Below are 23,754 nucleotides of genomic sequence, written 5' to 3' on the forward strand. Positions count from 1 at the left end.
CCTGGTCGCGCCACGCTGCGGCGAGGGCTTGGACTGACGTGGCTGGGAGCGCACGGATGCTCGGGTTGGCGTGGATGGGGTCGCACAGTTGCGGTTCGTGTGACTTCATCACGGCCAGGGCGTAGATCGGGGCACACGATGGTGTTACGTGCGACCTGGCCTACGCCCACATCCGGCTGGTCCGGCTGGTTGTCAGCGCTGACCCTGCTGGTTGATGGAAATACCGCTGGCAGTGGACGCTCGGTCTTGATCGCCTTTCCGCCCCGGATCCTCGCGGCGATCGTGGGCCCCGAACCACACCCTGACGGGAACGGCGGCCCAAGATCGCGCAGGCCAGGGCCGGTGTGTCGACTTCGGGTTCGATACGCACCCAAAATCGACACGCACCCCGCGAACTGCCTGCCGTGTGTCGATTACGGGTTTGATACGCACCTCAACTCGACACACACCGGGCGCGGAGGGGTGCTCACGGCGTGACGCACTCGGCCCCGCCTGGCGGACCAAACACGGTCGCCGGCGCGGGCCGACCACTGGGCGAGCCAACCACTGGGTGAGCCGTAGCTCAGATAGGTCATCAGCCCCGATGACCTATCTGAGCTACGGCTCACCCCCGCGGCGACAAGCCCTACCTCGACAGAACACCTCCGGCTGTTGGGTCGCCCGCGCCCGCCCGCTCACCTGCCCGCGCGCTCGCTCAGGCGCGTGCTCGCTCGGCTACCCGTCCGCTCGGGCGGCTGCCTGCTCGCCTGCCTGCTCGCCTGCCTGCTCGGCTGCCTGCTCGCTCGGCTGCCCGTCCGCTCGGGCGGCTGCCCACTCGGCCGGCTGCCCACTCGGCCGGCTGCCCACTCGGCCGGCTGCCCACTCGCCTGCCTGCTCGGCTGCCCGCTCGCTCGGCTGCCCGCTCGCTCGACTGCCCGCCCGGCCGGCCGGCCGCTCGGGTGCTTGCTCGGGCGGGTGGGCGTCGTGGCGGGCGTGGGCCAGGAAAGGGCGGGGCGGGGCTTGGGGGCTTTGGGGGCTTTGGGCGTACCCGGGCTGGTGGGGTTGGGGGATCGCATGGGTGGGGCGCGCGGGGAGGGTGAGGTGGGGCGCGCGGGGAGGGTGAGGTGGGGCGCGCGGGGAGGGTGAGGTGGGCGGCGCGGGCGTGGGTGTGGGGCCGGAGCCGGGTACCCGGGTTTCAGCTGGGGAAACGTCGGGGTTTGCGGGAAGGGGCAAAGCGAGCGAAGCTCGCGAAAGCGCGCGATCTGGTCGCTAGCCTGACCCTGTGGGGGAGGCAGCGGTCGGCGCTCGGGTGATCGCTCTGGTCTTTCAGGCCGGGCCGCTTTTCTGTGCGTTTCCCCTGGAAGAGGTGGTGGAGACGATGCGGCCTTTGCAGACCCGGCCGCTCGCCGGGACGCCGCCCTATGTTCAGGGGCTGACCATTTTGCGCGGGATGCCCTCGCCGGTCATCGATGTTACGCGGCTGCTCACCGGGGAAGTCGGGGAAATTCACCGGTATGTTGCGGTTCGGGCTGGGCGGGGTGTTGTCGCGTGCGCTACCGGGCCGGTGCTGGGTGTGCGGGACATCGATGTCGAACCGCCTGAGGGGCCGTCCGCCGCGCTGAGCGGTGTGGTGTCGCGGGCGTTGATCTCCGGGGTGGGGCGGATCGGGACTGATCCGTTGCTGCTGCTCCGGGGGATCCGGACGGTGCCGGACGACGTGTGGGAGGCCGCTGCCGGTACGGGGGCCGTCGCATGATCCGGGCCAGTGATCTGAGCCGGTTCTGGGAGCTGCTGCAACGGCGGCTCGGGTGGACGCCGACCGATCAGGACGGTACGCAGACCACCGAGGTGCTGTCGGCACGGGCCGCGGCGCACCAGATGAACCCGCGCGATTACCTCAACCAGCTCGCGAAGCCCGGCTGGGAGGCCGAGACCGCGGAGCTCGCCGACGCGCTCAGCATCACCGAGACCTACTTCTTCCGGCACGGTGACCAGTTCCGGATCCTGCGCGACCAGGCCATTCCCGAGCGGATCGCGGAGCGGGAGGGTCAGCGGGTGCTGCGGCTCATCTCGGTGGCGTGTTCGTCGGGTGAGGAGGCGTACTCGCTCGCGATCGAGGCGTACCGGGCCCGGCCGGGCAACGATTGGATCGTTTCGGTCACCGGGGTGGACGCGAACCGGCGGGTGCTCGCCAAGGCGCGCGGCGCGACGTACTCGGCGTGGTCGCTGCGGGAGACGCCGGAGGACATGCAGCAGCGGTGGTTCCGGCCGGAGGGCGACAACTTCCGGGTGGTGCCCGAGGTCACCGCCGTGGTCCAGTTCGTCGAGCAGAACCTGGCCGAGGAGGCGCCGCAGCTGTGGCATCCGGGCCGGTACGACGTGATCTTCTGCCGGAACGTGCTGATGTATCTCACCCCGGCCGTGCAGGCCCGGCTGATCCAGCATCTGACCTCGTCGCTGGCTCCCGGCGGTTATCTCTTCCTGGGGCACACCGACTCGCTGGGCAGCAGCCCGGACGGTCTCGAGGTGGGTCACGACGGCGGGACGGTGTACTACCGGCGCACGTCGTCCACCTCACCGGCGAAGACGACCCCTCCCCCGCTGTCGCCCCGCCGGGTCGAAGCGCCTGCCCCGGTGGTCGAGGACGACGTTTATCCGCGCGCGCTCGGGCTGCTGCGCGACGACCGGTTCGCCGAGGCGCTCGACCTGCTCGGCGACACCACCGAGACCAAGGATCTGCTGCTGCGCGGTGTGCTGCTCGCCCAGTCCGGGCGGCTGGACGAGGCTCGCGACACCGCGCACCGGCTGATGGACGTCGGCGGGCCGCATCCGGACGCCCATCAGCTGCTCGGCGTCTGCCACGAGCTGGACTGCGCCGACCAGGCGGCCGGGCAGTACCGGCTGGCCGCCTATCTGGACGCGACGTTCGCGATGCCCCGGTTGCGGCTCGGCCTGCTGTTCCGGCGCCGTGGCGACGATCGGGGCGCGGTGTCCCACCTGGAGCCCGCCCTGGAATTGCTGGCCCGTGAGGAAGAGGAGCGGATCGTGCTGTTCGGTGGCGGATTCGGACGGCTGGCGCTGACCACGCTGTGCCGTACCGAGCTGGAGGCCTGCGGGGTGCGGCGGTGAGCGGGCCCTCGGTCGCGGACCGGGTGTGCACGCTGCGCGCGGACTTCGACCGCTCGTTCGCCGAGCCGGCCCGGACCCTCGGCGCGGCCAGCGTGGAGCTGCTGGCGATCGGGGTGGGCGGCCGCCCGTACGCGCTACGCCTCTCCCAGGCCTCCGGAGTGCACCCCGACCGGCCGGTGACCGCCCTGCCCACCCCGGTGCCGGCGCTGCTCGGTGTCGCCGGGTTCGCCGGGACCGTGGTGCCCGTCTACGACCTTGCCGCCCTGCTCGGCCACCCGATCCCGGAGCGGCCCCGCTGGCTGGTCCTCACCACCGGGTCGCCACCGCTCGCCCTGGCGTTCCATCAGCTCGACCACCACATGCAGGTCCCGATCACCGACGTGGTCGAGGGTTCGATCGGCGACGCCGGGCCGCACGCGTACCTGAAAGGCCTGGTACGCCTGCCCGACGGCAACCGGCCGATCGTGGACGTGCCGGCAACCCGCGCTCTCGTACATCAGCTGGCCGGACACCAGCCCGTCCCCGAGGAGTCCTCATGATGGCCGGACACACCTACGGCCGGAAGCTGGCGGCCGGCATCGCCGTCACCGTCGTCTTCACCCTGCTGTCGATCGCTGTCGCCGTCGGCGGCCTGAAGTTCGTGGTCGACTCGAAGGACCGGGTGATCGCGGCGGCGACCACGAACCTCGCCGGGGCGGAGGCGCTGGGCCGGCTCTTCGAGACCCGGCTCGCCGACATCCGCGGATACCTGCTGAACGTCACCGACGAGTACTCCGACGCGGCCGCCGCCGATCGTGTCGCCTTCCAGAAGCAGGTCACCGACCTGCGTGGGTCTCTGGAGGACACCACCAGCCTGGCGACCCTGGAACGCATCGAGGACGCCGAGCAGGGCTACAACGACGCGATCTCCAAGGTGATGGCCCAGCGAGGGGCCGGCGCCACCATCGAAGAGATCAGGAAGATGAACGACGGCCAGGCGAAACCGCTGCGCCAGACCATGCAGAGCGAGCTGGCAAGCCTGATCGCCCGGGTCAAGGCCGACGTCGAGGGCAACCGCGAGGAGTCGACGTCCCGCGCCGCCCTGGCGATCGCCGTGATCCTCGGGCTGGGCGCGCTCGCCACCGCCTGCGCGGTCGCTGTCGCCTGGCGGCTGAGCCGAGACCTGCGCCGCGAGGTGGGCGCCGCTGTCGGCCACATCCAGAGCTCGTCGGCGCAGCTGGAGGCGGCCGCCGCGCAGCAGGTCAACGGCGGCCGTGACCAGGCCAGTGCGATGAGCGAGATCACCACGACGATCAGCGAGCTGCTGATCACCTCGCGGCAGATCGCGGAGTCCGCGCAGCGGGTCTCGCAGATCGCCGAGGACACCGAGGCGGCGGCCCGGGCCGGCGACTCGACCATTGATCAGACCCGGGCGTCGATGACGGCGATCCGTACCCAGGTGGACCAGATCGTGCAGCACATGCTGGCGCTCGGCGAGAAGTCGCAGCAGATCGGCTCGGTCGTCGACCTGGTGTCCGAGCTGGCCGAGCAGACGAACATCCTGGCGATCAACGCGACCATCGAGGCGAGCGGCGCCGGCGAGTGGGGCCGGCGGTTCGCCGTGGTGGCCGAGGAGATCCGCAAGCTGGCGGACCGCACCGCGGCGTCGGCCAAGGAGATCCGGGCGCTGATCGAGGACGTCCGGGGCGCGGTCAACACCACGGTGATGGCGACCGAGATCGGGGCCAAGGCGGTGGACTCGGGGGCACGGCAGTTCAACGAGGCCACCAACTCGTTCCGGGAGATCGTGAAGCTGGCATCCACCACGAACGATGCGACCCGGGAGATCGAGCTCTCCACGAAGCAGCAGACCACCGCGGTGGAGCAGGTCAACGTGGCGGCCGGCGACACGGCCCGGGTGTCACGGGAGACCGAGTCGAGCGCCGTGCAGACCAAGCAGACCGCCGCGCATCTGACCGCGCTCTCCGGTGAGCTGCTGGAACTCGTGGGTTCCGGTAAGCACTGATGGGCCGCGATCCCCTCCGCTACTTCCGGCTCGAGGCACGGGAGCTGGTCGACCAGATCAGCGCCGGTGTGCTGGACCTGGATCAGCGGCCCGGGCCGGAACCGGTCGGGCGGCTGCTGCGTGCCGCGCACACGCTCAAGGGCGCGGCACGGGTGGTGAAGCAGAAGGAGATCGCGGACTTCGCGCACGCGTTCGAGGAGATCCTGGTTCCGTACCGATCCGGGGATGCTCCGCTGGCGTCGGAGGAGATGCGGGAACTTCTTCGGCTGAATGACGAAATATCAGCTCAAGTCGTACAGATGGAGGCGCCGCAGGCGGCGGAGCCCGCTCCCGCGCCTGCGCCTGCGCCCGTTTCAGAGTCGGCGCCCTCGCCTCCGCCGGAAAGAAAGACCGACGAACCGGCGGAGATCCCCGCGCCCACCCGGGCCTCGACCAGCGATCTCGACGAGCTGCTGGACGCGATCGGCGAGGCCAACGCCCAGATGACCCCGCTGCGCGACGGCTGCGGCACCATCGAACGCCTGCACCGCGCCGCCGAGGCCCTCTCCGACCAGCTGCGCACCGGTACGCCCGGCGCGGTGCGCGCCGCGGCTGTCCGGCTCGCCGGTGAGCTGGGTACGGCCGGACGCCGCTTCACCGACGCCGTCGACCAGATCGAACGTGAGCTCGACGATGTCCGTGGCAAGGCCGAAGGGCTGCGGCTGGTCCCGGCCGGCAGCATCTTCACCACGCTGCGCCGGGCGGTCCGCGACGCCGCCGACGCCGAAGGCCGCAAGGTGCGGTTCGAGTCGCGCGGCGGCGACATCCGGATGGGTGTGCACCTGCTCGGCCCGGTCAGCGGGGCGTTCCTGCACGTGGTGCGCAACGCGGTCGTGCACGGCATCGAGCCGGAGGCCCAGCGGCTCGGCGCGGGCAAGCCGGCCGAGGGGACAATCACCCTGGAGGTGGAGCGGCGCGGCCGGTTCGCGATCTTCCGGTGCCTCGACGACGGGCGTGGCTTCGATCTGGACGCGTTGCGGCGTACCGCCCGGGAGCGGGGCCTGCTCGGCCCCGGCACCGCCGGTGACCAGGAGATGGTCGATCTCGTCATGCACGGCGGGATCAGCACGACCACGAAGGTCACCGAGGTGTCCGGGCGCGGCATCGGCATGGACGCGGTCCGCGAGGTGGCCGCGCAGCTGCACGGCGAGGTGCGGGTCCGCAGCACGCCGGGCGAAGGCGCCACGGTCGAGCTGATCATCCCGCTCACCCTGCTGAGCATGACCGGCCTGATCGTCGAGGCCGGCGGCTCCAGCGCGACGGTCCCCTTGGACGCGGTGCGCGGATGCCTCCGGCTGAGTGCCGCGGAGGCAGCCACTGCCGCCTCCAGCGGCCGGATTCTGTACGACGGAAGCGCAGCCCCGTTCCTCCCCCTGGCCGAGGTCCTGTACACCGGCGACACGGTTCCCGACGCGGCCGGCACCGGAGCGGCCATCGTGGTGGACTGCTCGGCCGGCATGTTCGCGATCGGCGTGGATCGTCTCCTGGGCACGTCCGCCCTGGTCGCCCGCCCGCTGCCGGAGCTCGCACCCGCGTCGGCGGTGATCAGCAGCGTCTCGGTCGAGGCGGACGGGCGGCCCCGGCTCGTGCTGGACCCGGAAGGGCTGGCCGCCGCCGTGCTGCGCGGCCACGGTCCGGGCGCCCGGTCGGCGTCCGCGTCCACCGCCGAGCCACTCCCGGTCCTGGTCGTGGACGACTCGCTGACCACCCGGATGCTGGAGCGCAGCATCCTGGAGTCCGCCGGGTACGAGGTCCAGCTCGCCGCGTCCGGTGAGGAGGGCCTGGAGAAGGCCCGCGGCGGAGGGTTCGGCCTGATCCTCAGCGACATCGACATGCCCGGCATCGACGGCTTCACGCTGGTCGAGCGGATCCGGGCCGATCCGAAACTGTCCACCACGCCCTGTGTCCTGGTCAGTTCGCGGGCGAGCGCCGCGGACCGGGATCGCGGCAAGGCGGTCGGCGCCGACGCGTACGTGGTCAAGGGCGAGTTCGACCAGGAGGATCTGTTGGCACACATCCGGCGCTTGGTGGTGCGCTCATGATCCGGGTTCTGATCGTCGAGGACTCCATCACGATGCGCCACCACCTGCGGGAGGCGCTCGCACCCGACCCGGACCTGCAGGTGGTCGGGGAGGCCGGGGACGGCGAGCAGGCCGTCGAGCTGGCCGGCCGGCTGCGCCCGGACGTCATCACGATGGACATGATGCTGCCCGGCATCAGCGGTCTGGCCGCCACCGAGCACATCATGGCCGAGCATCCGATACCGATCCTCGTCGTCTCGTCGGCGGACCGGCAGGAGCTGTTCAGCACGTACAACGCCCTCGCCGCCGGCGCCGTCGACGTGATGGAGAAGCCGCGCGGGGACGACTCGGACGCCGACTGGGGGCACCGGCTGCGGTCGACGCTGCGGATCGTCTCCCGGATCCGGGTGATCACCCATCCGCGGGCGCGGCTCGGCGGGCGGGCGCGTACCGCTCCGGCGGCGCCGCCACCGCCGGTCGCGCCGGTCGCCTCGCCGGCGCTGAGCGTCGTCGCGGTCGGCGCGTCCACCGGCGGGCCGGGCGCGCTCACCGAGCTGCTGCGCGAGCTGCCGCCGAACTTCGTCACCCCGGTGCTGGTGGTGCAGCACATCGCGGCCAGCGAGCAGTTCGCCGTCGCGTTCTCCGACTGGCTCGGCGGGCAGACCGGCCGCAACGTGCGGTACGCGACCGACGGCACCCCGGTGAGCCGGGTCGGCGGACAGGTGCTGCTCGCTCCCCCGGACCGGCACCTCTACGTCCGCGACAAGCTGCTGCGCCTCAGCGACGGCCCGCCGCGGCACTCCTGCCGGCCCGCCGTCGACGTGCTGTTCGAGTCGGTGGCGGCCGAGTTCGGCCCGACGGCGGCCGGCTGCCTGCTCACCGGGATGGGCCGGGACGGCGCGGCCGGGCTGCTGCAGATGCGGGGCAAGGGCGCGGTCACGTTCGCCCAGGACGAGGGGAGCTGCATCGTTTACGGCATGCCCCGGGAAGCGGCTCTGCTGGGTGCGGCCGCGTACGTCCTGCCGCCCGGGCGGATGGCCGCCCGGATCGCCGAACTGCACCCCGCGGCGGCCCGGCGATGACACCGACCGTGCTGATCGTCGATGACAGCCTCACCGTGCGGATGGACCTGAACGACGCGTTCACCGACGACGGCTTCACCACCATCCTCTGCGCGACCGGGGCCGAGGCACGGGCCGCGTTCGCGTCGGCGGAGTTCGACGCGGCGGTGCTCGACGTGATCCTGCCCGACGCGGACGGGCTCGAACTGCTCACCGAGCTGCGCGGCACGCACGCCGAGGTGGTCACCATGCTGCTCTCCAGTGAGAGCGAGGTGGCCGATCGGCTGGCGGGGCTGCGCACCGGGGCCGACGAGTACGTGGGGAAGCCCTATGACGCGGGGTATGTGGTCGCGCGTACCCGGCAGTTACTCGGCGAAGCGCCGGACGGTGAGGCCACCGACCGTACCAATGTGCTGGTCATCGACGACAGCGTGACCTTCCGCGAGAAGTTGCGCGAGCTTCTCGAACCCGAGGGGTACGGCGTTCTGACCGCCGCCAGCGGCGAGGAGGGGCTGCGGATGGCGGCCGATCGCCGGCCGCACGCGGTGATCGTGGACGGCGTGATGCCGGGCATCGACGGCGCCACCGTGATCCGGCGGATCCGCCTCGACCCGGGGCTGCGGGACACCCCGTGCATCCTGATGACCGCCGCCGACGACTACGCCACCGAGATGCAGATGCTGGACGCGGGCGCCGACGCCTTCGTCCGCAAGCAGCAGAACCTGGCCGTGGTGCTCGCGAAGCTGGCGGCAGTGCTGCGGCAGAGCGCCGAACAGCTGCCGATCGAGTCGATCGGCAGCCTGCACGGCCCGGGCAAGGTACTGACGATCAGCCCGCACCGCGACGACCTGGACCTGTGGTCGGAGGCGCTGCGCACCGAGGCGTACGACATCGTGCAGGCCACCGACATCGACGACGCGCTGGACCTGCTGGCCGCCCAGCCGGTCGACTGCATCGTGCTGGGCCTCGACGACGACCTGGAGCGGGCCACCGAGAGCTGCCGGCGGGTCCGTGAGGTGCCGCGGGTCGGCGAGTTGCCGATGATCATGACGGGCGAGGAGGAGCGGATGCTCGACTGCCTCGCCGCCGGCGCCGACGACTACGTCCGCGACAGCGACGTGCCGGACGGGCTGCGCATCCACGTCCGGGCGCAGATACGCCGCAAGCAGTCGCACGACGAGTCCCGGCGGATCCGCGAGGAGCTGATGCGGCGTGAGCTGGACGCCGCCGAGGAACGCTCGGCCCGGCACCTCGCCGAGACGCGCGCCGCGCTCGTCGAGGAGCTGGAGTGGCGCAACCGGGAGCTGGAGGCGTTCTCCGGATCGGTCTCGCACGACCTGCGCGGACCGCTGCAGGTGATCAGCAGTTTCGCCGAGCACGTCCTCGACGAGGAGGACGGCGAGGAGCTCGGCGAGCAGACCCGGCACCGGATCAGCCGGATCCACGCGGCCGCGCTGCGGATGGCCGACCTGGTCGAGTCGCTGCTGATCCTGGCCCGGGCCAGCCGGGGCGAGCTGCGCCGGGAGACGTTCGACATGACCACCACGATCCGGCAGGTGATCAGCGACGTGGCCGCCCGCGACCCGAACCGGATCGTCGAGTACGTGGTGACCGAGGGGATGACCGCCGACGGCGACGAGGGCCTGGCCCGGGTGATCCTGGAGAACCTGATCAACAACGCGGTCAAGTTCACCCGCAAGGTCGAGCACCCGGTGATCGAGATCAGCGGCGCCGGCGACCGGTTCTACGTCCGGGACAACGGCGCCGGTTTCCCGGCCGATCAGGCCGGTCAGCTGTTCCGGCCGTTCGCCCGGCTGCACGACGCCCGGGACTTCCCGGGCACCGGCATCGGGCTGACCACCGTGCACCGGGCGGTGGAGCGGCACGGCGGGGAGATCGGGGCGGAGAGCTCCGAGGGCAAGGGTGCGACGTTCTGGTTCACCCTGCCGGCGACCACGGAGCACAACGGGCCGGAGCGACGCGGAAATCCGCGCCGCTCCGGATGAGGGGTCCTAGTTTCCGTAGACCAGACCGTCGGAGATCACGGCCGGCCGGCCCGAGGTGCCGAGCACCTCGATCATGATCTTGTGCTTCCCGCTGGACAGGTTCCGGGTCCAGACCGCCTGCCGGTACGCGTTCTTGCTCGACTTCAGGTCCACCGTGCTGACCTTCTTGCCGTCGACGTAGATCGCCACCTTGCCGGACTTGGCGGTCTTGGTGAACAGCAGCGCCGCGGTACGCCCGGTGAACGTCCAGGTCAGCTTCCGGCCCTTGGCCGACGCGGAGAGCGCCTTGCCCTTCAGGTGCGCGGAGTTCTTCACGGTCGTCCACGTGCCGGTCTTCTTCGCCGACGTCTCCGCGAGCAGCGACACCTTGCGGCTGATCTGCGCGCCCCGGGCGTTGCCGGCGACGTCCCGGGCGGTCACGGTGTAGACCGTGGTGCCCGGCTTGACCGTGGTGCTCCAGCTCTTGGCGGACGCGCCGAGCGCGGCCGAGCGCGGCTTCGTCACGGTGAACCCGGCGAACGCCGCGTTGTCCTTCGCCGACAGAGTCAGCGTGACCGGCGCCGAGGTGGCGCTGTACGTACCGGTCCGCAGGTTGACCGCCATCCCCGCGGTCCACGCCGGCGCGGTGACGTCGCCGAAGACCGTGGTGCCGACCTGGGCGTGGCTGCCGGAGACATGCACGGCCCGGACCACGATGCTGTGCTTGCCGGCGGCCAGGCTCAGCGTCGCCGAGCGGGCGCTCGCGGCCGGCATGCTGAACCGCTTGCTGTCGACGTAGATCTCGAAGCGGGCGATCTTCGCGGTCGGCGTGGTCACCGACCAGGACAGGCCGACGTTCTTCTTCACGTAGTAGACGCCACCGGACGCGGCACCGCCGGTCGGCGCCTTCAGCGCCAGGCCGGTGATCTGCTCGACCGAGAGGGCCCGGATGGCGGGCAGCCGCGCGTACAGGTTCTTGCCGGGGCAGGCGGTCGCGTCGGCGTCGCGGTGACCGGAGACGCGCTGGATGGTGACCTTGGCGCCGGCCGCGTACTTGCCGTTCGCAGAGCCGGCGGTCACCGTGACGCTGCTGGTCGGGTTGTAGTTGTACTTACCGAGGCGGGCCGCGGCGACCTGGCCGATCACCTTCTCGATCGTGGAGTTGGAGGCGGCGGTCTCGAAGTTGCCGATCACCGAGATGGCGGCGTAGTTCGTGTTGAAGCCCTGCGTGTGCGCGCCGACGACCGGGGTCTCGACACCGCCCTTACGGCCCTCGAACAGCTTGCCGCACTTGTCCAGCAGGTAGTTGTACCCGATGTCCGACCAGCCGTTGCTCTTCACGTGGTACGTCTGGATGCTCCGGACGATCGCCGCCGACTCCGAGCACGCGTAATCGTTGGTGGTCGCGGTGTGGTGCACCCAGAGCGCCTTGACCTCGGTGCCGATCGAGATCGACTTCACGATGGTCTCGTCGGCGCTCCAGCCCTTGCGGTTCACGTACGCCGGGAACTGCGCCTTGACCGGCACTGTCGACGTCGGCACCGGTGAGGTGGTCGGCGCGGTGGTCGGTGCGGTCGTCGCGGCCGTGGTGGTCTTGGCCGGCGCCGGCACGGTGGTGGTCGCCGGCGCGGTGGTCGTCGTGGTCACCGCCGGGGTGGTCGTGGCCGCCGTGGCGGCCGGGGCCGTGGTGGTCGTCGCGGTCGTCGGCGCGGTGGTGGTGGCTTCCTCGGTCGGAGCCTCGCTCACCGCCGTGCTCGCGGACGGGTCGGGCGACGCGCTCTCGGTCACCGCGACGCCGCCGCCCTGACCGCCTGTTCCGGTGCTGCTTTCTTCTGCGCTGCCGGCGCCCTGGCCGCCGGTTTCGGTGCCCGGGTCGATCAGGTCGAGGCGCAGGCCCTTCGGCAGGCCGCTGCCGGCGCCGGCGATCCGGGCCGCCACGCCGTCGGACGCGCCGACCCAGAGCGGCTCGGTCCCGCCGCGTCGCGCGGTGTCGGCGGCCTCGGCGCCGTCCGGTCCGATGTCCGAACGCTCCAGGCTCTGCCAGCCGGTCCACTCGCCGGTCTTCACGCTGCGGGTGCGGACCTCGATGGTGCCGTCCGGCGCGGCCACCGGGTCCGACCAGGTGATGCCGAGCAGGCTGAACCGCTTGGTCTCGCGCTCCGGCACGTCCACGTCGCCGCCGCCGGACGACGCGGCGATCTCGACCGTGTTCAGATCTGTCTTGATCTCCGGCTGCTCGGCGGCCGGGTCGGGCGGCAGCACGGTGACCGTCTCCGCCACGACCGTCGGGTCGGCGCTGTCCGGCCAGGCCAGCACGGCTACTCCCCCGCCGGCAGCGAGCACAGCGGCCGCGGCACCCACACCGATGGCCAGACGTCGATTCATCAAACCCGGTCCCCTTGGTCGATCGAAGATCTTGCGGGCGTGAACGCTACCGGATCGTCCGCACGACCATGTGCCCGGATCGACTGTGACGACTGGAATTAACGCGACTTGAGTTGACTCGATATCAAGTCAACTCAAGTCGTCGCGTCACGTCATGACGTGGTCACGTTGACCGCATCCAGCCTGTGCATCACTCACTGCCGAGGGCGTTCACCGGGCTCACTCGTGCGGCCCTGCGGGCCGGCAACACACCGGCCAGCGCGGTCAGCGCCACCAGGGCGACAAACACCGCGGCCAATTGCCACACCGGCAGGGCGAGCGGCGCGTTCACCCCGGTCGCCAGGACGGCAAGCCATGCGTACGGGATACCGAGCACGATCCCGAGAGCCGAGCCGATCACGCCGTACAGTGCGGATTCGGTGGTCAGCATGGTCCGGAGTCCGCCACGGGACATGCCGACCGCGCGGAGCAGACCGGATTCGCGGACCCGTTCGACCACTGACAGCGCGGTGGTCGCGCCGACGCCGACGACAGCGATCAGCACGGTCAGCCCGATCAGGACCAGGGCGATCGCCAGCAGCACAGTCAGCGCCGTGTTCATCTGGTCCCGCTGGTCGGCCAGCACGTCGACCCGGAACCCGGACTGCCCGGCGTACGACTGCCGCATCGCCCGCAGACCGGCGGTACGCCCGTCCTCGCCCTCGCGGGCCGCGTCCGCAAGAATCCCGGTCGCGGCGGCCGGCGCACCGAGCGCGGTCAGATCGGCCGGGTCGACGAGCAGACCGGTGTGCAGCGGCGCCATGTCGGAGAGCACCGCGACCACCCGCAGCCGTACCTCTTTACTGCCGGCCGAGGCCACCACGGTGTCGCCGGTGCTCAGGCCGACGAGGTCCGCGACGAACCGGCCGAGCACGACCGTGCCGGGCTTGAGCTCATCGATCGAGCCGGAGGCCGCGGCAAGGTCAGCGAGTCGCGGCAGCCCCGCGGCCGCCAGATCGGTGGCCGAGACGTCTTCCAGCACCCCGGCCGACCCTGCGGCGGCGGCGACCCTCACCGCGTCCACCCGGCGATACGGCGTGACCCTGGTCAGGTCGGTGCTCGCCTTCGCACGGCCGGCCAGTCCGGCCGGCAGCGGCTTGCCCTCGACCGAGCTGAGTTCGAAGTCCGCCGGGGCGGCCGCGGCCAGTTCCCGGTCGGCGAGGGTACGGATCGACGCGCCGCCGACCAGCACCCCGGCCACCAGCGTGACGCCGAGCGCGACCACGACCGAGACCGCTGCCGCTCGCCGGGCGCTGCCGCCGACACCGCCGACCGCGAGCCGGCCGACCGGCCCGAGCCGGCGCAGCGGCCAGCCGGCGACCGCGAGGACCGGCCGGACCAGGACCGGACCGAGGGCGATCAGCGCGATGAACGCGAGCCCACCGGAGGCGATCACGCCGAGCAGCATCGGCAACGGGTCGTAGTTCTCCGGATCAGGTCCGGGCAGTTTCGTCGCGACGAAGGCGGCGACACCGCCCGCGAGCAGTGCGAACAGCAGACCGATGACCCACCGCAGGGCGCCGATGCCGGTCTTCGCGCCGGTCGTGGCGGCGCTGCGCAGCGCTTCGAGCGGCGCGACCCGGGCCGCGGAGAACGCCGGGGCGAGCACGGCCACCAGGGTGATCACCACGGCCAGCGCGACCGTGCCGAGCGCCGGGAGCAGCGGGAAGCCGGGTGAGGAGACCGTCCAGCCGAAGGCGCCGAGGATCAGGGGGATGGCGTGACAGACCGCGAGGGCGGCCAGCACTCCGGTCAGGCCGGCGACCAGACCGGTGAGGATTCCCTCGGTGGCCAGCGCCCGGGCCAGGGCGGATCGTCCGGCGCCGACCGCACGCAACAGGGCGAGCTGGCGCATCCGCTGGGCGAAGACGATCCGGAACGTGGACGCGGCGATCAGGCCGGCCGCCACCACGGCGACCGCGACGAACGCGCCGACCACGGCGAACACCTGGTCCACCTCGCCGGCGGCCGCCCGGGCCTCGTCCAGCCGGACGTCGGCCCCCGTGGCCACCTCCGTCTGCCCGTTGTCGTCCCCGACCCCGGCCCCGGCCTGCGACGAAGAGTCCGGTGACGCGGAATCCGGCGAACCAGCCCCGGTCAGCGCGGTCACCTCGGCACGCACCGCGTCCCGGTCAGCCCCTCCGTCGAGGCGGATGTCGATCTGGTTCAGGGTGTCGAATCCGGTCAGCTTCACCACGGTGCCCACGGAGGCGTACCCCTGGAAGCCGAAATCGTCGCGCGGGGTGACGATTCCGACGATTGTGATCGGCACCGGCTTGCCGGTGCCGGCGTTCGCGTTCACGGTGGAGCCGAGGGTGAGGCCGAGGCGTTCGACGGTGCGCGGTGTGACCGCTATCTGGCCGGGGCTGTCCGGGAACTTGCCCTCGGCCAGCGTGATCACGCTGAGCGGTCCGGTGCCGGGGTCGGCGATGAGGCCGAGATACTCGCCATTCACGTCGAGGCCGGCCTCGGTGCGCCCGGTCGCCTCGGCGACTCCGGGCAGCTTGCTGATCCGGTCGAGGTGACCGTTATTGATCAGGCCGCCGCGGACCACGAGATCGACCGCCTCGGGGGTGCCGCTGAGGCCGTTCAGCACGCTGCGCTCGGTGATCTGCTGGGCGAGGACCGTCGAGTAGACGACGAACGACGCGACCAGCACGGCCAATCCGGTGAGCAGCATCCGCGCCGGGCGGCGGGTCACCCCGGCCAGCTGGGTACGCAGAATCGCCCTCATCGGCCCGCCGCCAGACTCTGCAGCGCGTCGGTGACCGAGGCGATGTCCGGCCGGTCGATCTCGCCGGCGAGACGGCCGTCGGCGAGCATCACGACCCGGTCCGCGTACGCCGCGGCGCCCGGATCGTGGGTGACCATCACGATGGTCTGGCCCAGGTCACGCACCGAGTCGCGGAGCAGGCGCAGCACCTCGGCGCCGGAGCGCGAGTCGAGGTTGCCGGTCGGCTCGTCGGCGAAGACCACCTCCGGGCGCGACACCAGGGCCCGGGCCAGGGCGACCCGCTGCTGCTGGCCGCCGGAGAGTTCGCTGGGCCGGTGGGTGAGCCGGCCGGCCAGGCCGAGCGTGGTGACGAGGCGGTCGAAGAACTCCGGGTCCGGGTTGAGGCCGGCCAGGTCCAGCGGCAGCGTGATGTTGGCGGCCGCGGTGAGCTGCGGCAACAGGTTGAACGACTGGAAGACGAAGCCGATCCGCTCCCGGCGGGCCTTGGTGAGCACCCGGTCCGGCTGGCGGGTCAGGTCGGTGTCGCCGAGCAGCACCTGACCCGAGGTGGCGGTGTCCAGGCCGGCGAGGCAGTGCATGAGAGTCGACTTGCCGGACCCGGACGGGCCCATGATCGCGGTGAACCGGCCGCGGTCGAAGCCCACCGTGACCCCGTCGAGGGCGCGTACCGCGGTGTCGCCGGCGCCGTACACCTTGACCAGGTCGACGGCTGCGACGGCCGCGTGCTGCTGTACCAACTTCGGTTGCATGTGAACTCCAGATGCGCCGGATGAGGACGATGAGGATCCTGATCGATACGTTCGGCTGCCGCATCGGCCCGTGGACCGGGTTCGGCACGGGCGCGGGTCTGCCTTTCGGCCGATGGGGACGCGCAGTCCACCGCTTACGCTGGGTCACGATGCTCAACGTTTTCCTGCTCCGTGCCGGTCAGGTCGCCGCCCTCGGCGTACTGGCTCTGCTCGGCGTCATCGACCTCAGCAGCGGCCGGTTCGAGGGCCAGTACGTGCCCGCCCAGGTGGCGATCGCGATGGCCGCGGCCGCCGTCTGGCTGCCCCGGCACCGGCACGGCTCCCGCGCGGTGGCGGTCGCGGCCATCGGCGTCTCCGCGATTTCCCTGCTCATCACCCTGCTGGTGTACGCCGACAGCACCCCACCCGGCCTCTGGGGCCTCGCCGAGTCGGCGGCCTTCCTCGGGGTCGCCGCCGTGGTGGCCCGGCATGCCCCGCCGGCCTGGGCGATCGCGGCCTGCGTCGCGGTCGGCCTCGCGGTCGGTCTGATGCCGATGCGCGCCGGCCAGTCCAGCATCTATGTGACGTTCGGGCTGATCCAGGTGCTCGGTATCGCCGGCGCCGTCGGCGCCGGCGTCACCCTGCGGTCCATGGAGGGGAATCGGCGCCGGGTCCTTGATTCGGTACGCGCGGAGCAGCGCGCCGAGTTCGCCCGTGACCTGCACGACTTCATCGCCCACCACGTCACCGGGATCGTCGTGCAGGCACAGGGCGCCCGGTTCATCGCCGAGCAGGATCCGAAACGGGTGCTGATCGCCCTCGAACAGATCGAACAGGCCGGCGCCGAGACGATGGCGTCGATGCGGCGGATGGTCGGCGTGCTCCGCGACCCGGAGTCACGGCCGGACGCGCCGCTCGCGCCGGTCGCCGGGGTCGGTGACCTTGCTGCGCTGGTGGAGCAGTTCACCGCGGCCGGTGGGGCGCCGGCCCGGCTGGACACCGGCGGGGACGACGGCGCCGGGCTGCCGGTGGAGGTGTCGACCTCGGCGTACCGGGTGGTGATGGAGGCGCTCACCAACGCCCGCCAGCACGCGCCGCACGCCGGCGCGATCGACGTGTGGTTGCGGCGTACCGAGCATCAGCTGCTGGTACGGGTCGCGAACGACGGGCCTGCGCCGCGTCCGGCCGGCCCGCGTGATCGTCCGGGGTACGGTCTTGCCGGGCTGACCGAACGGGTCCGCACGGTCGGCGGCCAGATCACGGCCGGCCCAGGCGTCGACGGCGGCTGGGTCGTCGACGTGGCGCTGCCGCTGAACTGGCGAGAGTGACGGTCTCCGCCGCTGAACTGGCGGGAGTGACGGTCTCCGCCGCTGAACGGGAAAGAGTGACAAGTTGATCAGGGTTTTGATCGCCGATGACCAGGCGATGGTTCGTACCGGCTTCGGCATGATCATCGGCGCTCAGCCGGACATGGAGGTCGTCGGCGAGGCGGCCGACGGTGTGGAGGCGGTCGCGGCGGCGCGAAGGCTGCGGCCGGACGTGGCGCTCTTCGACATCCGGATGCCGAAGATGGACGGCCTCCAGGCGCTGAAACTGCTGGCCGGTCCGGGGGTTCCCGACCCGGTGAAGATCGTCGTGGTGACCACGTTCGACCTGGATGAATACGTCCACCAGGCGCTGCGAAACGGCGCGGCAGGGTTCCTGCTGAAGGATTCCGGGCCGGCGCTGCTGGTCGAGGCGGTGCGTGCTGCCGTGTCGGGGGACGCGCTGATCAGCCCGTCGGTCACCGTACGGCTGCTCAAGCACCTCGCGACGCCCGCGCAGCCGGCGGAGGACGGTGGTCTTTCGCCGCGTGAACTGGACGTGGTGCGGCTGACCGCTCGTGGTGCCACCAACGCGGAGATCGCCACCGAGTTGTTCATCTCGGTCGGCACGGTGAAGACGCACCTGGGCAGCGTCCACGCGAAACTCGGCACCCGGAACCGCGTCGAGATCGCCGCGTGGGCATGGGAACGACGCCTGCTGGGTTGAGTTGACTCGACGTGAGTTGACTTGACCGGCGTCAAGTCAACTCACGTCGACGCGAACACCTTCTCAACGGGACAGCTGTCGACTCGTCAAGCGGGCCGCCACCGGATGCTCGTCCTGACCACTACGGACCTGCGTCCACAGATCCCGCGCCGCGTTACGTGCCGGCCCGAGTCGATGCCGGGCGATCAGCTTCGCGTCGGCGCGCATCTTCGCGCTACGCGGCACCGGCAGTGACGGCAGATAGCCGAACTTCGCGAGGCGTTCACCGAACGACGTCTCGCACAGGCGCACCTCGTCCTCGGTCAGCCGTGACTTCCAGCTCGCCACCCGTTCGGTGGTCGGCGCCTTGTGGGTCATCGTGTGCCAGGTCTTGTACTCCGGCACGGCGACCGAGGCCAGCTGGTTCGGCCGGGTCATCGCGTCCTCGAAATCCTCGCCGAGGAACTCGCAGATCGTCCGCAGATGCGGTTCCGGATCGGCGACCAGATCCTCGTACCGGACCAGGTGATACACGTCCCGCGGGTACCGCCGGGCCGCGAGCAGCGACGAGTCGGCGGACTGCGTCCAGTAGTCGATCATCGTGTCGAACTCGGCCGGCTTCCACGGAGTCTCTTTGAGCGACGAGACGCAGTCCCGGCCGTCCCGCATGATGTTGATGATCTGCGCGTCCGGGAAGAGCCGCAGGATCGTCGGCAGATGCCGCAGGTACAGCGGACGCTTGTCGCCCCAGCGTGGCTTGCCGAACCGCGCCGAGTACATCGTGAAGACCGTGCCGAATGCCGAGCCGAGGGTGGGCGGCGCCGCCACGACGGCCTCGACCACCGTGGCCGCGTCCAGACCCAGATCCTCGAACTGCGACAACTCCACGATCCAGCGTCCGAGCGCCCGCCGGTTGGCCTCGTCGGCCAGGTCGCCGAACTCGGCCCGTTTCGTGTAACCCGCCAGCAGGAAACGCGTCTCCGGCGGGATCGCGATCCGGGAGTGCGCGTGCAGCATCAGTTGCAGCATCGTCGTGCCCGACCGTGGGCAGCCGACCACGAAGATCGGACGATCATTGAGAGCCAATGAGTTCCCTTCCCTGCGATCTTGATGACAGGGAAGAGGTTTCGCAACGAGCCTGTGCAGCCGAGGTGCACACGCTGTCCCAGCGCTGAGAATCACCTGTCAATCTTGATCAACAAGGTGAAGAACCTTCCGGTCCGGGTCGGTGACCTGCGGGGACGCCGGTCGGGTGGAGAACCAGCAGCCGATCACGATGAGCGCGAACCCGGCGATCGTCGCGACGCCGATCTCCTCGTTCAGCAGGACCACGCCGAGCAGCAGGGCCACCACCGGGTTGACATAGGTGACCAGCCCGGCCCGGTTGGACCCCGCCAGGACGATCAGGCGGTAGAAGACGAGCAGGGCCAGGGCGGTGCAGAGCACACCGAGGGCCACGAGCGCTCCCCAGGAATCGGCGCCGGCCGGGCCGGACGGCAGGTTCATCAGGGCGAACGGCAGCAGCACCACCGTGGTGATGACCGTGGTGCCGACGGTCAGCGCCTCCGGCGGGATGTCCGCGGCCTTGCGCTGCACCAGCATCATGGCGACCGCGTAACTGATCGCGGCGGCCAGGACCATCCCGGCGCCGAGCAGGCCGTACCGGTCACCGGAGACGTCCAGGCCGACCAGCACCACGACGCCGGCGAAGCCGATCACCAAGCCGGCCACCCGGATCGGCGTGAGCGGTTCGGTACGCGACAACAGCAGCGCGATCGCGACCGGCTCGATAGCGATCAGGATGCCGGTCAGCGACGACGAGATGTGCTGCTCGCCGTACGTGATGAGGGTGAACGGCACGACGATGTGCACCATCGCGATCAGCGCCACCACCGGCAGCTTCCCGCGCAGCGCCCCGAGCGTGCCGCGTGCCAGCGCGATCGGGATCAGCACGGCCGCCGCGATCGCGGTGCGCCCGGCGACCACGAAGACCGGCGACAGGTCAACGATCGCGATCTTGATGAGGAAGTAGGGGATGCCCCAGAGAACGGAGACGAGAGCGAAGAGCAACCAGGCGAGACGATTCACCTCTTCAGCCTCACGGCGTACGGTGATTAGCGGTAGTGACAACTTGCTGTTGGCGTTTTAAGGAAAACTGATGATCGACGCTCGTCGCCTCCAGGTGCTGTCCGAGGTCGCGCGGCACGGCAGCTTCAACCGCGCCGCCGCTGAGCTGCGGCTCACCCCGTCCGCGATCTCCCAGCAGATCAGCGCTCTGGAGCGGACCGTCGGCACACCCGTCGTCCGGCGCAGCACCCGTGGGGTGGAGCTGACCGAGGCCGGCAAGGTCCTGGTCACCACCGCCGAGTCGATCGCCGCCGAGCTGCTCTGCGCCCAGCGTGAGATCGAGCGGCTCGCCGCGGCGCGCACCGAGCGGCTCACCGTCGCCACGTTCACCAGCGGCGGGCAGCGACTGTTGCCGCCGGCGCTGACCCGGTTCACCGCGGAGCACCCCGGCGTCGAGCTCTCCGTGATCGAGAGCGAGCCGGAGGACAGCCTCGGCCTGGTCCGCTCCGGCGCCGCCGACATGGCGTTGTCCTACCACTTCGACGGTCCCCCGCCGTCGCTGCCGGGCCTGGTCTGGACCCCGCTGCTGGAGGACCCGATGTGGATCGTCTTCCCGGCGGGACACAGTCTTGCCGAGCGCACCTCGATCACCATCGCCGAGCTGGCCGCCGAGCGCTGGGTGCACGGCTGCCTCGTGGTCGGCGACATGCTCGACCATTACGCCGCGATGGCCGGGTTCGAGGTGCGCACCTCATGCCGGGGCACCGATTACCAGTTCGCGCAGTCGCTGGTCCGGGCCGGCGTCGGGATCAGCATGATCCCTGAGGTGGCGCTCACCGCCGACCGCAGCGGCCTCACCGCGATCCGGCTCGCCCCGCCCGGCCCGTGCCGGTTCGTCGGCATCGCCACACCCCGCCGCCGCACCACCGACCCGCTGGTCGCCGAGGTCGTCCGGCTGCTCCAGGCGAACACCTATCAGAGCGTGATCCAGTAACGTTTCACGGTGCCGAGGTGGGTGACCCGGATGTCCTCCAGGACCCCGCCGTTGCGCTCGATGGTCCGCGCCGAACCCTCGTTCTCCACGTCACAGCTGATCATCACGCGGTCGATGCCGAGCTTGCCGGCCAGCGTCAGCATCTCGGTCACCGCGAAACTCGCGAGGCCCCGCCGCCGCGCCGTGGGCCGGATCCCATAGCCGATGTGGCCGCCCGCGTTCAGCAGGAAGTCGTTGAGCACGTGCCGCAGCGAGATCGCGCCGAGCATCCGGTCACCCTCGACGACCCAGCGATAGGAGCAGTTCACCCAGCCCGCCTCCGGGGTCACCGCCGGGTCCTCCTCGCTGACCAGCCGGCGCGTCCAGGCCGCGAACCCGGCGTGCGTCTCCGGATCGTCGGTCAGCCGCAGCCCGGAACCCGGCTGGTGCACACCGACACCCCACTCGTCGCGGGACTCCAGCCAGGCCTCGTGCAGGCGCACCGTCGGTGTGATCAGTTCGGGCATGCTCCGACCGTACCCATGCTGTCTGATTTTGACTGTCGGTTTTCAACCGGCGGCCAGCGCCAGCAGGCGCTGGATCTGGCCCTGCCTGGTCGCGGTCATCGTCTCGGCCAAGCTCTTGACCTTTGGGTACGCGCTACCGGCCGTCGCCATCCGCAAGGTCTCCATGGTGTTGTGCAGGTTCCCGAGCAGCAGTGCGACCGCGATCCGATCGAAGTCCGAGCCCTTCGCGGCGCGCAGCCCGTCGATGTCGCCCGGCTGGAGCGCGTGCAGGTCGCCGTGCCCGGCGTGCAGCCCGGTCGCCTTCGCCGCGGTCTCCGGCTGATCCCAATCGGTCAGCCAGCCCCGCATCGTGGCCGATTCGGACTGCCATTGACCACGCAGCTCGGCGGCGAGCGTACGAACGCCGGGGTTGACCGCGGACTGCTCCGCGACGACCGCGACCTGATCACCCTCGGCGATCTGCGCCAGTCCCATCTGCAGGAACATCACGTCGGTCTCGTTGTGCGCCGGGTCGGCGGCGCAGCCGGTGACCAGCAGCGTGAGCAGCAGGAAGGCCAGGGCGGCCCGGCGAACCGGGCCGCCCTTTCCTGCTAGACCGCCGCCCACAGGGCCGCGACGTACGGGGGCTCCCATCCGCTGAGCGCGGTGTGAGCCTGCCGGCACGAGTAGGTCACGCCGTTGTACGTCACCCGGTCGCCGACCTTGTACGACGTCCCGGCCGCCCACGTCGTCGTCCCGGACGTGCTGGTGCTCGTCGGGGTCGGCGTCGCGGTCGGGCTCGCGGTCGGGCTGACCGTCGGGCTGCTCGTGACCGTCGGTGACGGCGTCGGGCTCGACGTCGTGGTGGGTGTCGGCGTCGGGTTCGTGGTGGTGCCGCCGAAGTTCAGGTCCACACACGAGTAGAACGCGTTGATCGTGTCCTTGACGTTCCACCGGGCCAGCACGGTCTGCCGGCCGGAGTAACCGGCGAAGCTCACCGTGTGTGACTTGGTGGCACCCGGCTGCGCGCCGTTGTCGTTGAACGACGCCACCTTGGTGTTGCCGATGAAGTACTCCCACGTCGCGGTCGCGTGCCGCGCCGTGATCACCCAGTTGAAGGTGACGCTGGTGCCGACCGTGGTGGCCGGCCAGGACTTCGCGCTGTCGTTGAGCACAGTGAAACGGCTGCCGCCTCCGTTGCACTGCATGGAACCCTGCGGAGCCTCGACGCTCTGCGGTTCGTAGACGATGTCCCCACAGCCGGCGACCGCGCCGCTCGCGCAGTTGGCCTGCCGGCTGGGCGGGGACGAGATGTAGCCGTGCGCGGACGCCGGGGAGACGGCCACGAAGAGGGATCCGGTGACAGCCGCGACGGTCAGCGCGGGCAGAGCGAACTTACGTTGCATCCAGAAACTCCCATGTAGGAGGTGCGGGGATGTTCATCAACGTAAATTAAGTACGGTTAACAGTAAAGAGTGTTAAGGATTCTTTAGGGTCCTGCCGGGTTCCTCAGGTTTTGTCGTACCGGCGTGGCATGCTGCGCGGGTGCGAGTGGAGTTTTCAGCGGAGTTGTGGATCTGGGACGCGCGCCGCGACGAGACCTGGACGTTCGTGAGCCTGCCGGCCGACAGTTCCGCGCTCCTCCGCGATGTGGCCGGCGGGGTGCGGCGCGGGTTCGGCTCCCTGCGCGTGCGAGCGGCCATCGGCGGCAGCACCTGGACAACGTCGATCTTCCCGGATTCCGCGCGGGGCGCTTACGTGCTCCCGATCAAGCGCGCGATCCGCAAGGCCGAGTCCCTCGACGCAGGCGACACAGCCGCGGTGAGTGTCGAGCTGCTAGACCTCTGACCCCGCTACCAGCCGAACACCACGGCCGCCGCGACGTACAGCCGGCAGCCATACGTGACAGCCGACCGGGCCCACAGTCCAGCGACGCCCGTTGAGCATTCGGGCCGGGCGGGCCAGCGGGCCGGGCGGGCCAGCGGGCCGGGCGGGCCAGCGGGCCGGGCGGGCCAGCGGGCGAGACGCGAGCACACGCAGGAGGCCGGTAGCGGTGATCAGGCCGCACCGAGTGCGGCCGTGAGCTCCTGTCC

The 23,754-nt window shown here is 70.9% G+C and carries 19 protein-coding genes; 11 read left to right on the plus strand and 8 right to left on the minus strand.

Features of this window, described 5'->3' with window-relative positions; all coding sequences use genetic code 11:
- Positions 1–1,288: 1,288 nt before the first annotated feature.
- From B0I29_RS33290 to B0I29_RS33320, 7 genes are read left to right on the plus strand one after another with little or no spacing between them, the layout of a single operon-like run.
- Positions 1,289–1,735 carry a chemotaxis protein CheW gene (locus B0I29_RS33290; RefSeq protein WP_245972936.1) on the plus strand — a complete coding sequence of 149 codons (447 nt, stop codon included), beginning with the start codon at positions 1,289–1,291 and terminating at the stop codon, positions 1,733–1,735.
- Positions 1,732–3,108, plus strand: a complete 1,377-nt coding sequence (locus B0I29_RS33295; protein WP_111653090.1) for a CheR family methyltransferase — start codon at positions 1,732–1,734, stop codon at positions 3,106–3,108. Before B0I29_RS33290 ends, B0I29_RS33295 begins: the two co-directional genes overlap by 4 nt.
- Positions 3,105–3,647 (plus strand): chemotaxis protein CheW, encoded by a 543-nt coding sequence (locus B0I29_RS33300; RefSeq protein ID WP_111653135.1) that lies wholly within the window; start codon positions 3,105–3,107, stop codon positions 3,645–3,647. Before B0I29_RS33295 ends, B0I29_RS33300 begins: the two co-directional genes overlap by 4 nt.
- Positions 3,644–5,113 carry a methyl-accepting chemotaxis protein gene (locus tag B0I29_RS33305; RefSeq protein ID WP_111653091.1) on the plus strand — a complete coding sequence of 490 codons (1,470 nt, stop codon included), beginning with the start codon at positions 3,644–3,646 and terminating at the stop codon, positions 5,111–5,113. The genes B0I29_RS33300 and B0I29_RS33305 overlap by 4 nt, the downstream gene beginning before the upstream one ends.
- Positions 5,113–7,194 (plus strand): hybrid sensor histidine kinase/response regulator, encoded by a 2,082-nt coding sequence (locus B0I29_RS33310; protein WP_111653092.1) that lies wholly within the window; start codon positions 5,113–5,115, stop codon positions 7,192–7,194. Before B0I29_RS33305 ends, B0I29_RS33310 begins: the two co-directional genes overlap by 1 nt.
- Complete coding sequence (gene cheB, locus B0I29_RS33315) at positions 7,191–8,255, plus strand: chemotaxis-specific protein-glutamate methyltransferase CheB (RefSeq protein WP_111653093.1); 1,065 nt, start codon at positions 7,191–7,193, stop codon at positions 8,253–8,255. Before B0I29_RS33310 ends, cheB begins: the two co-directional genes overlap by 4 nt.
- Entirely contained in the window at positions 8,252–10,240 is a 1,989-nt protein-coding gene (locus B0I29_RS33320) for a response regulator (protein WP_111653094.1), read from the plus strand. The genes cheB and B0I29_RS33320 overlap by 4 nt, the downstream gene beginning before the upstream one ends.
- A gap of 6 nt (positions 10,241–10,246) precedes the next feature.
- Here the strand turns inward: B0I29_RS33320 and B0I29_RS33325 are convergent, their stop codons facing one another.
- The 3 genes from B0I29_RS33325 to B0I29_RS33345 form a co-directional block, all read right to left on the minus strand.
- Complete coding sequence (locus B0I29_RS33325; RefSeq protein WP_146616964.1) at positions 10,247–12,604, minus strand: N-acetylmuramoyl-L-alanine amidase; 2,358 nt, start codon at positions 12,602–12,604, stop codon at positions 10,247–10,249.
- 190 nt (positions 12,605–12,794) lie between these two features.
- Entirely contained in the window at positions 12,795–15,377 is a 2,583-nt protein-coding gene (locus tag B0I29_RS33340) for an ABC transporter permease (protein ID WP_111653098.1), read from the minus strand.
- Positions 15,374–16,126, minus strand: coding sequence for an ABC transporter ATP-binding protein (locus B0I29_RS33345; protein WP_111653099.1), 753 nt, complete (start codon positions 16,124–16,126; stop codon positions 15,374–15,376). Before B0I29_RS33345 ends, B0I29_RS33340 begins: the two co-directional genes overlap by 4 nt.
- A 149-nt stretch (positions 16,127–16,275) precedes the next feature.
- Here B0I29_RS33345 and B0I29_RS33350 point away from each other — a divergent pair, with 149 nt between their 5' ends.
- Positions 16,276–17,433, plus strand: a complete 1,158-nt coding sequence (locus B0I29_RS33350) for a sensor histidine kinase (RefSeq protein ID WP_111653136.1) — start codon at positions 16,276–16,278, stop codon at positions 17,431–17,433.
- A gap of 64 nt (positions 17,434–17,497) precedes the next feature.
- Entirely contained in the window at positions 17,498–18,136 is a 639-nt protein-coding gene (locus B0I29_RS33355) for a response regulator (protein WP_111653100.1), read from the plus strand.
- 63 nt (positions 18,137–18,199) lie between these two features.
- Here the strand turns inward: B0I29_RS33355 and B0I29_RS33360 are convergent, their stop codons facing one another.
- Positions 18,200–19,201, minus strand: a complete 1,002-nt coding sequence (locus tag B0I29_RS33360) for a sulfotransferase family protein (protein WP_245972938.1) — start codon at positions 19,199–19,201, stop codon at positions 18,200–18,202.
- Positions 19,202–19,300: 99 nt separating this feature from the next.
- On the minus strand, positions 19,301–20,203 hold the full coding sequence (locus B0I29_RS33365) for a DMT family transporter (protein ID WP_111653101.1): 903 nt from the start codon (positions 20,201–20,203) through the stop codon (positions 19,301–19,303).
- Positions 20,204–20,273: 70 nt separating this feature from the next.
- Here B0I29_RS33365 and B0I29_RS33370 point away from each other — a divergent pair, with 70 nt between their 5' ends.
- Positions 20,274–21,176, plus strand: coding sequence for a LysR family transcriptional regulator (locus tag B0I29_RS33370; protein ID WP_111653102.1), 903 nt, complete (start codon positions 20,274–20,276; stop codon positions 21,174–21,176).
- Here the strand turns inward: B0I29_RS33370 and B0I29_RS33375 are convergent.
- The 3 genes from B0I29_RS33375 to B0I29_RS33385 are packed head-to-tail and all read right to left on the minus strand — an operon-like array spanning position 21,158 to position 23,067.
- The gene (locus B0I29_RS33375) at positions 21,158–21,682 is read right to left on the minus strand and encodes a GNAT family N-acetyltransferase (RefSeq protein ID WP_111653103.1); all 525 of its coding nucleotides are present in this window, start codon (positions 21,680–21,682) and stop codon (positions 21,158–21,160) included. The genes B0I29_RS33370 and B0I29_RS33375 overlap by 19 nt on opposite strands.
- A gap of 42 nt (positions 21,683–21,724) precedes the next feature.
- Positions 21,725–22,288: a DUF305 domain-containing protein gene (locus B0I29_RS33380; protein ID WP_245972940.1), complete on the minus strand. Its 564-nt coding sequence runs from the start codon at positions 22,286–22,288 to the stop codon at positions 21,725–21,727.
- Entirely contained in the window at positions 22,273–23,067 is a 795-nt protein-coding gene (locus tag B0I29_RS33385) for a lytic polysaccharide monooxygenase (protein ID WP_111653105.1), read from the minus strand. Before B0I29_RS33385 ends, B0I29_RS33380 begins: the two co-directional genes overlap by 16 nt.
- A 139-nt stretch (positions 23,068–23,206) precedes the next feature.
- On the opposite strand from B0I29_RS33385, the gene B0I29_RS33390 reads away from it, so the two are divergent.
- On the plus strand, positions 23,207–23,509 hold the full coding sequence (locus tag B0I29_RS33390; RefSeq protein WP_111653106.1) for a DUF1905 domain-containing protein: 303 nt from the start codon (positions 23,207–23,209) through the stop codon (positions 23,507–23,509).
- Positions 23,510–23,754 lie beyond the last annotated feature (245 nt).

Origin of the sequence: Actinoplanes lutulentus (genome assembly GCF_003259845.1) — a bacterium.
Classification (GTDB): domain Bacteria; phylum Actinomycetota; class Actinomycetes; order Mycobacteriales; family Micromonosporaceae; genus Actinoplanes; species Actinoplanes lutulentus.

Excerpts from the sequence above, each read along its gene's own strand:
- B0I29_RS33295 (WP_111653090.1), top strand. The coding sequence starts at position 1,732 with ATGATCCGGGCCAGTGATCTGAGCCGGTTCTGGGAGCTGCTGCAACGG.
- B0I29_RS33305 (WP_111653091.1), top strand. The coding sequence starts at position 3,644 with ATGATGGCCGGACACACCTACGGCCGGAAGCTGGCGGCCGGCATCGCC.
- B0I29_RS33310 (WP_111653092.1), top strand. The coding sequence starts at position 5,113 with ATGGGCCGCGATCCCCTCCGCTACTTCCGGCTCGAGGCACGGGAGCTG.
- cheB (WP_111653093.1), top strand. The coding sequence starts at position 7,191 with ATGATCCGGGTTCTGATCGTCGAGGACTCCATCACGATGCGCCACCAC.
- B0I29_RS33320 (WP_111653094.1), top strand. The coding sequence starts at position 8,252 with ATGACACCGACCGTGCTGATCGTCGATGACAGCCTCACCGTGCGGATG.
- B0I29_RS33325 (WP_146616964.1), bottom strand. The coding sequence starts at position 12,604 with ATGAATCGACGTCTGGCCATCGGTGTGGGTGCCGCGGCCGCTGTGCTC.
- B0I29_RS33340 (WP_111653098.1), bottom strand. The coding sequence starts at position 15,377 with ATGAGGGCGATTCTGCGTACCCAGCTGGCCGGGGTGACCCGCCGCCCG.
- B0I29_RS33345 (WP_111653099.1), bottom strand. The coding sequence starts at position 16,126 with ATGCAACCGAAGTTGGTACAGCAGCACGCGGCCGTCGCAGCCGTCGAC.
- B0I29_RS33350 (WP_111653136.1), top strand. The coding sequence starts at position 16,276 with ATGCTCAACGTTTTCCTGCTCCGTGCCGGTCAGGTCGCCGCCCTCGGC.
- B0I29_RS33370 (WP_111653102.1), top strand. The coding sequence starts at position 20,274 with ATGATCGACGCTCGTCGCCTCCAGGTGCTGTCCGAGGTCGCGCGGCAC.
- B0I29_RS33375 (WP_111653103.1), bottom strand. The coding sequence starts at position 21,682 with ATGCCCGAACTGATCACACCGACGGTGCGCCTGCACGAGGCCTGGCTG.
- B0I29_RS33385 (WP_111653105.1), bottom strand. The coding sequence starts at position 23,067 with ATGCAACGTAAGTTCGCTCTGCCCGCGCTGACCGTCGCGGCTGTCACC.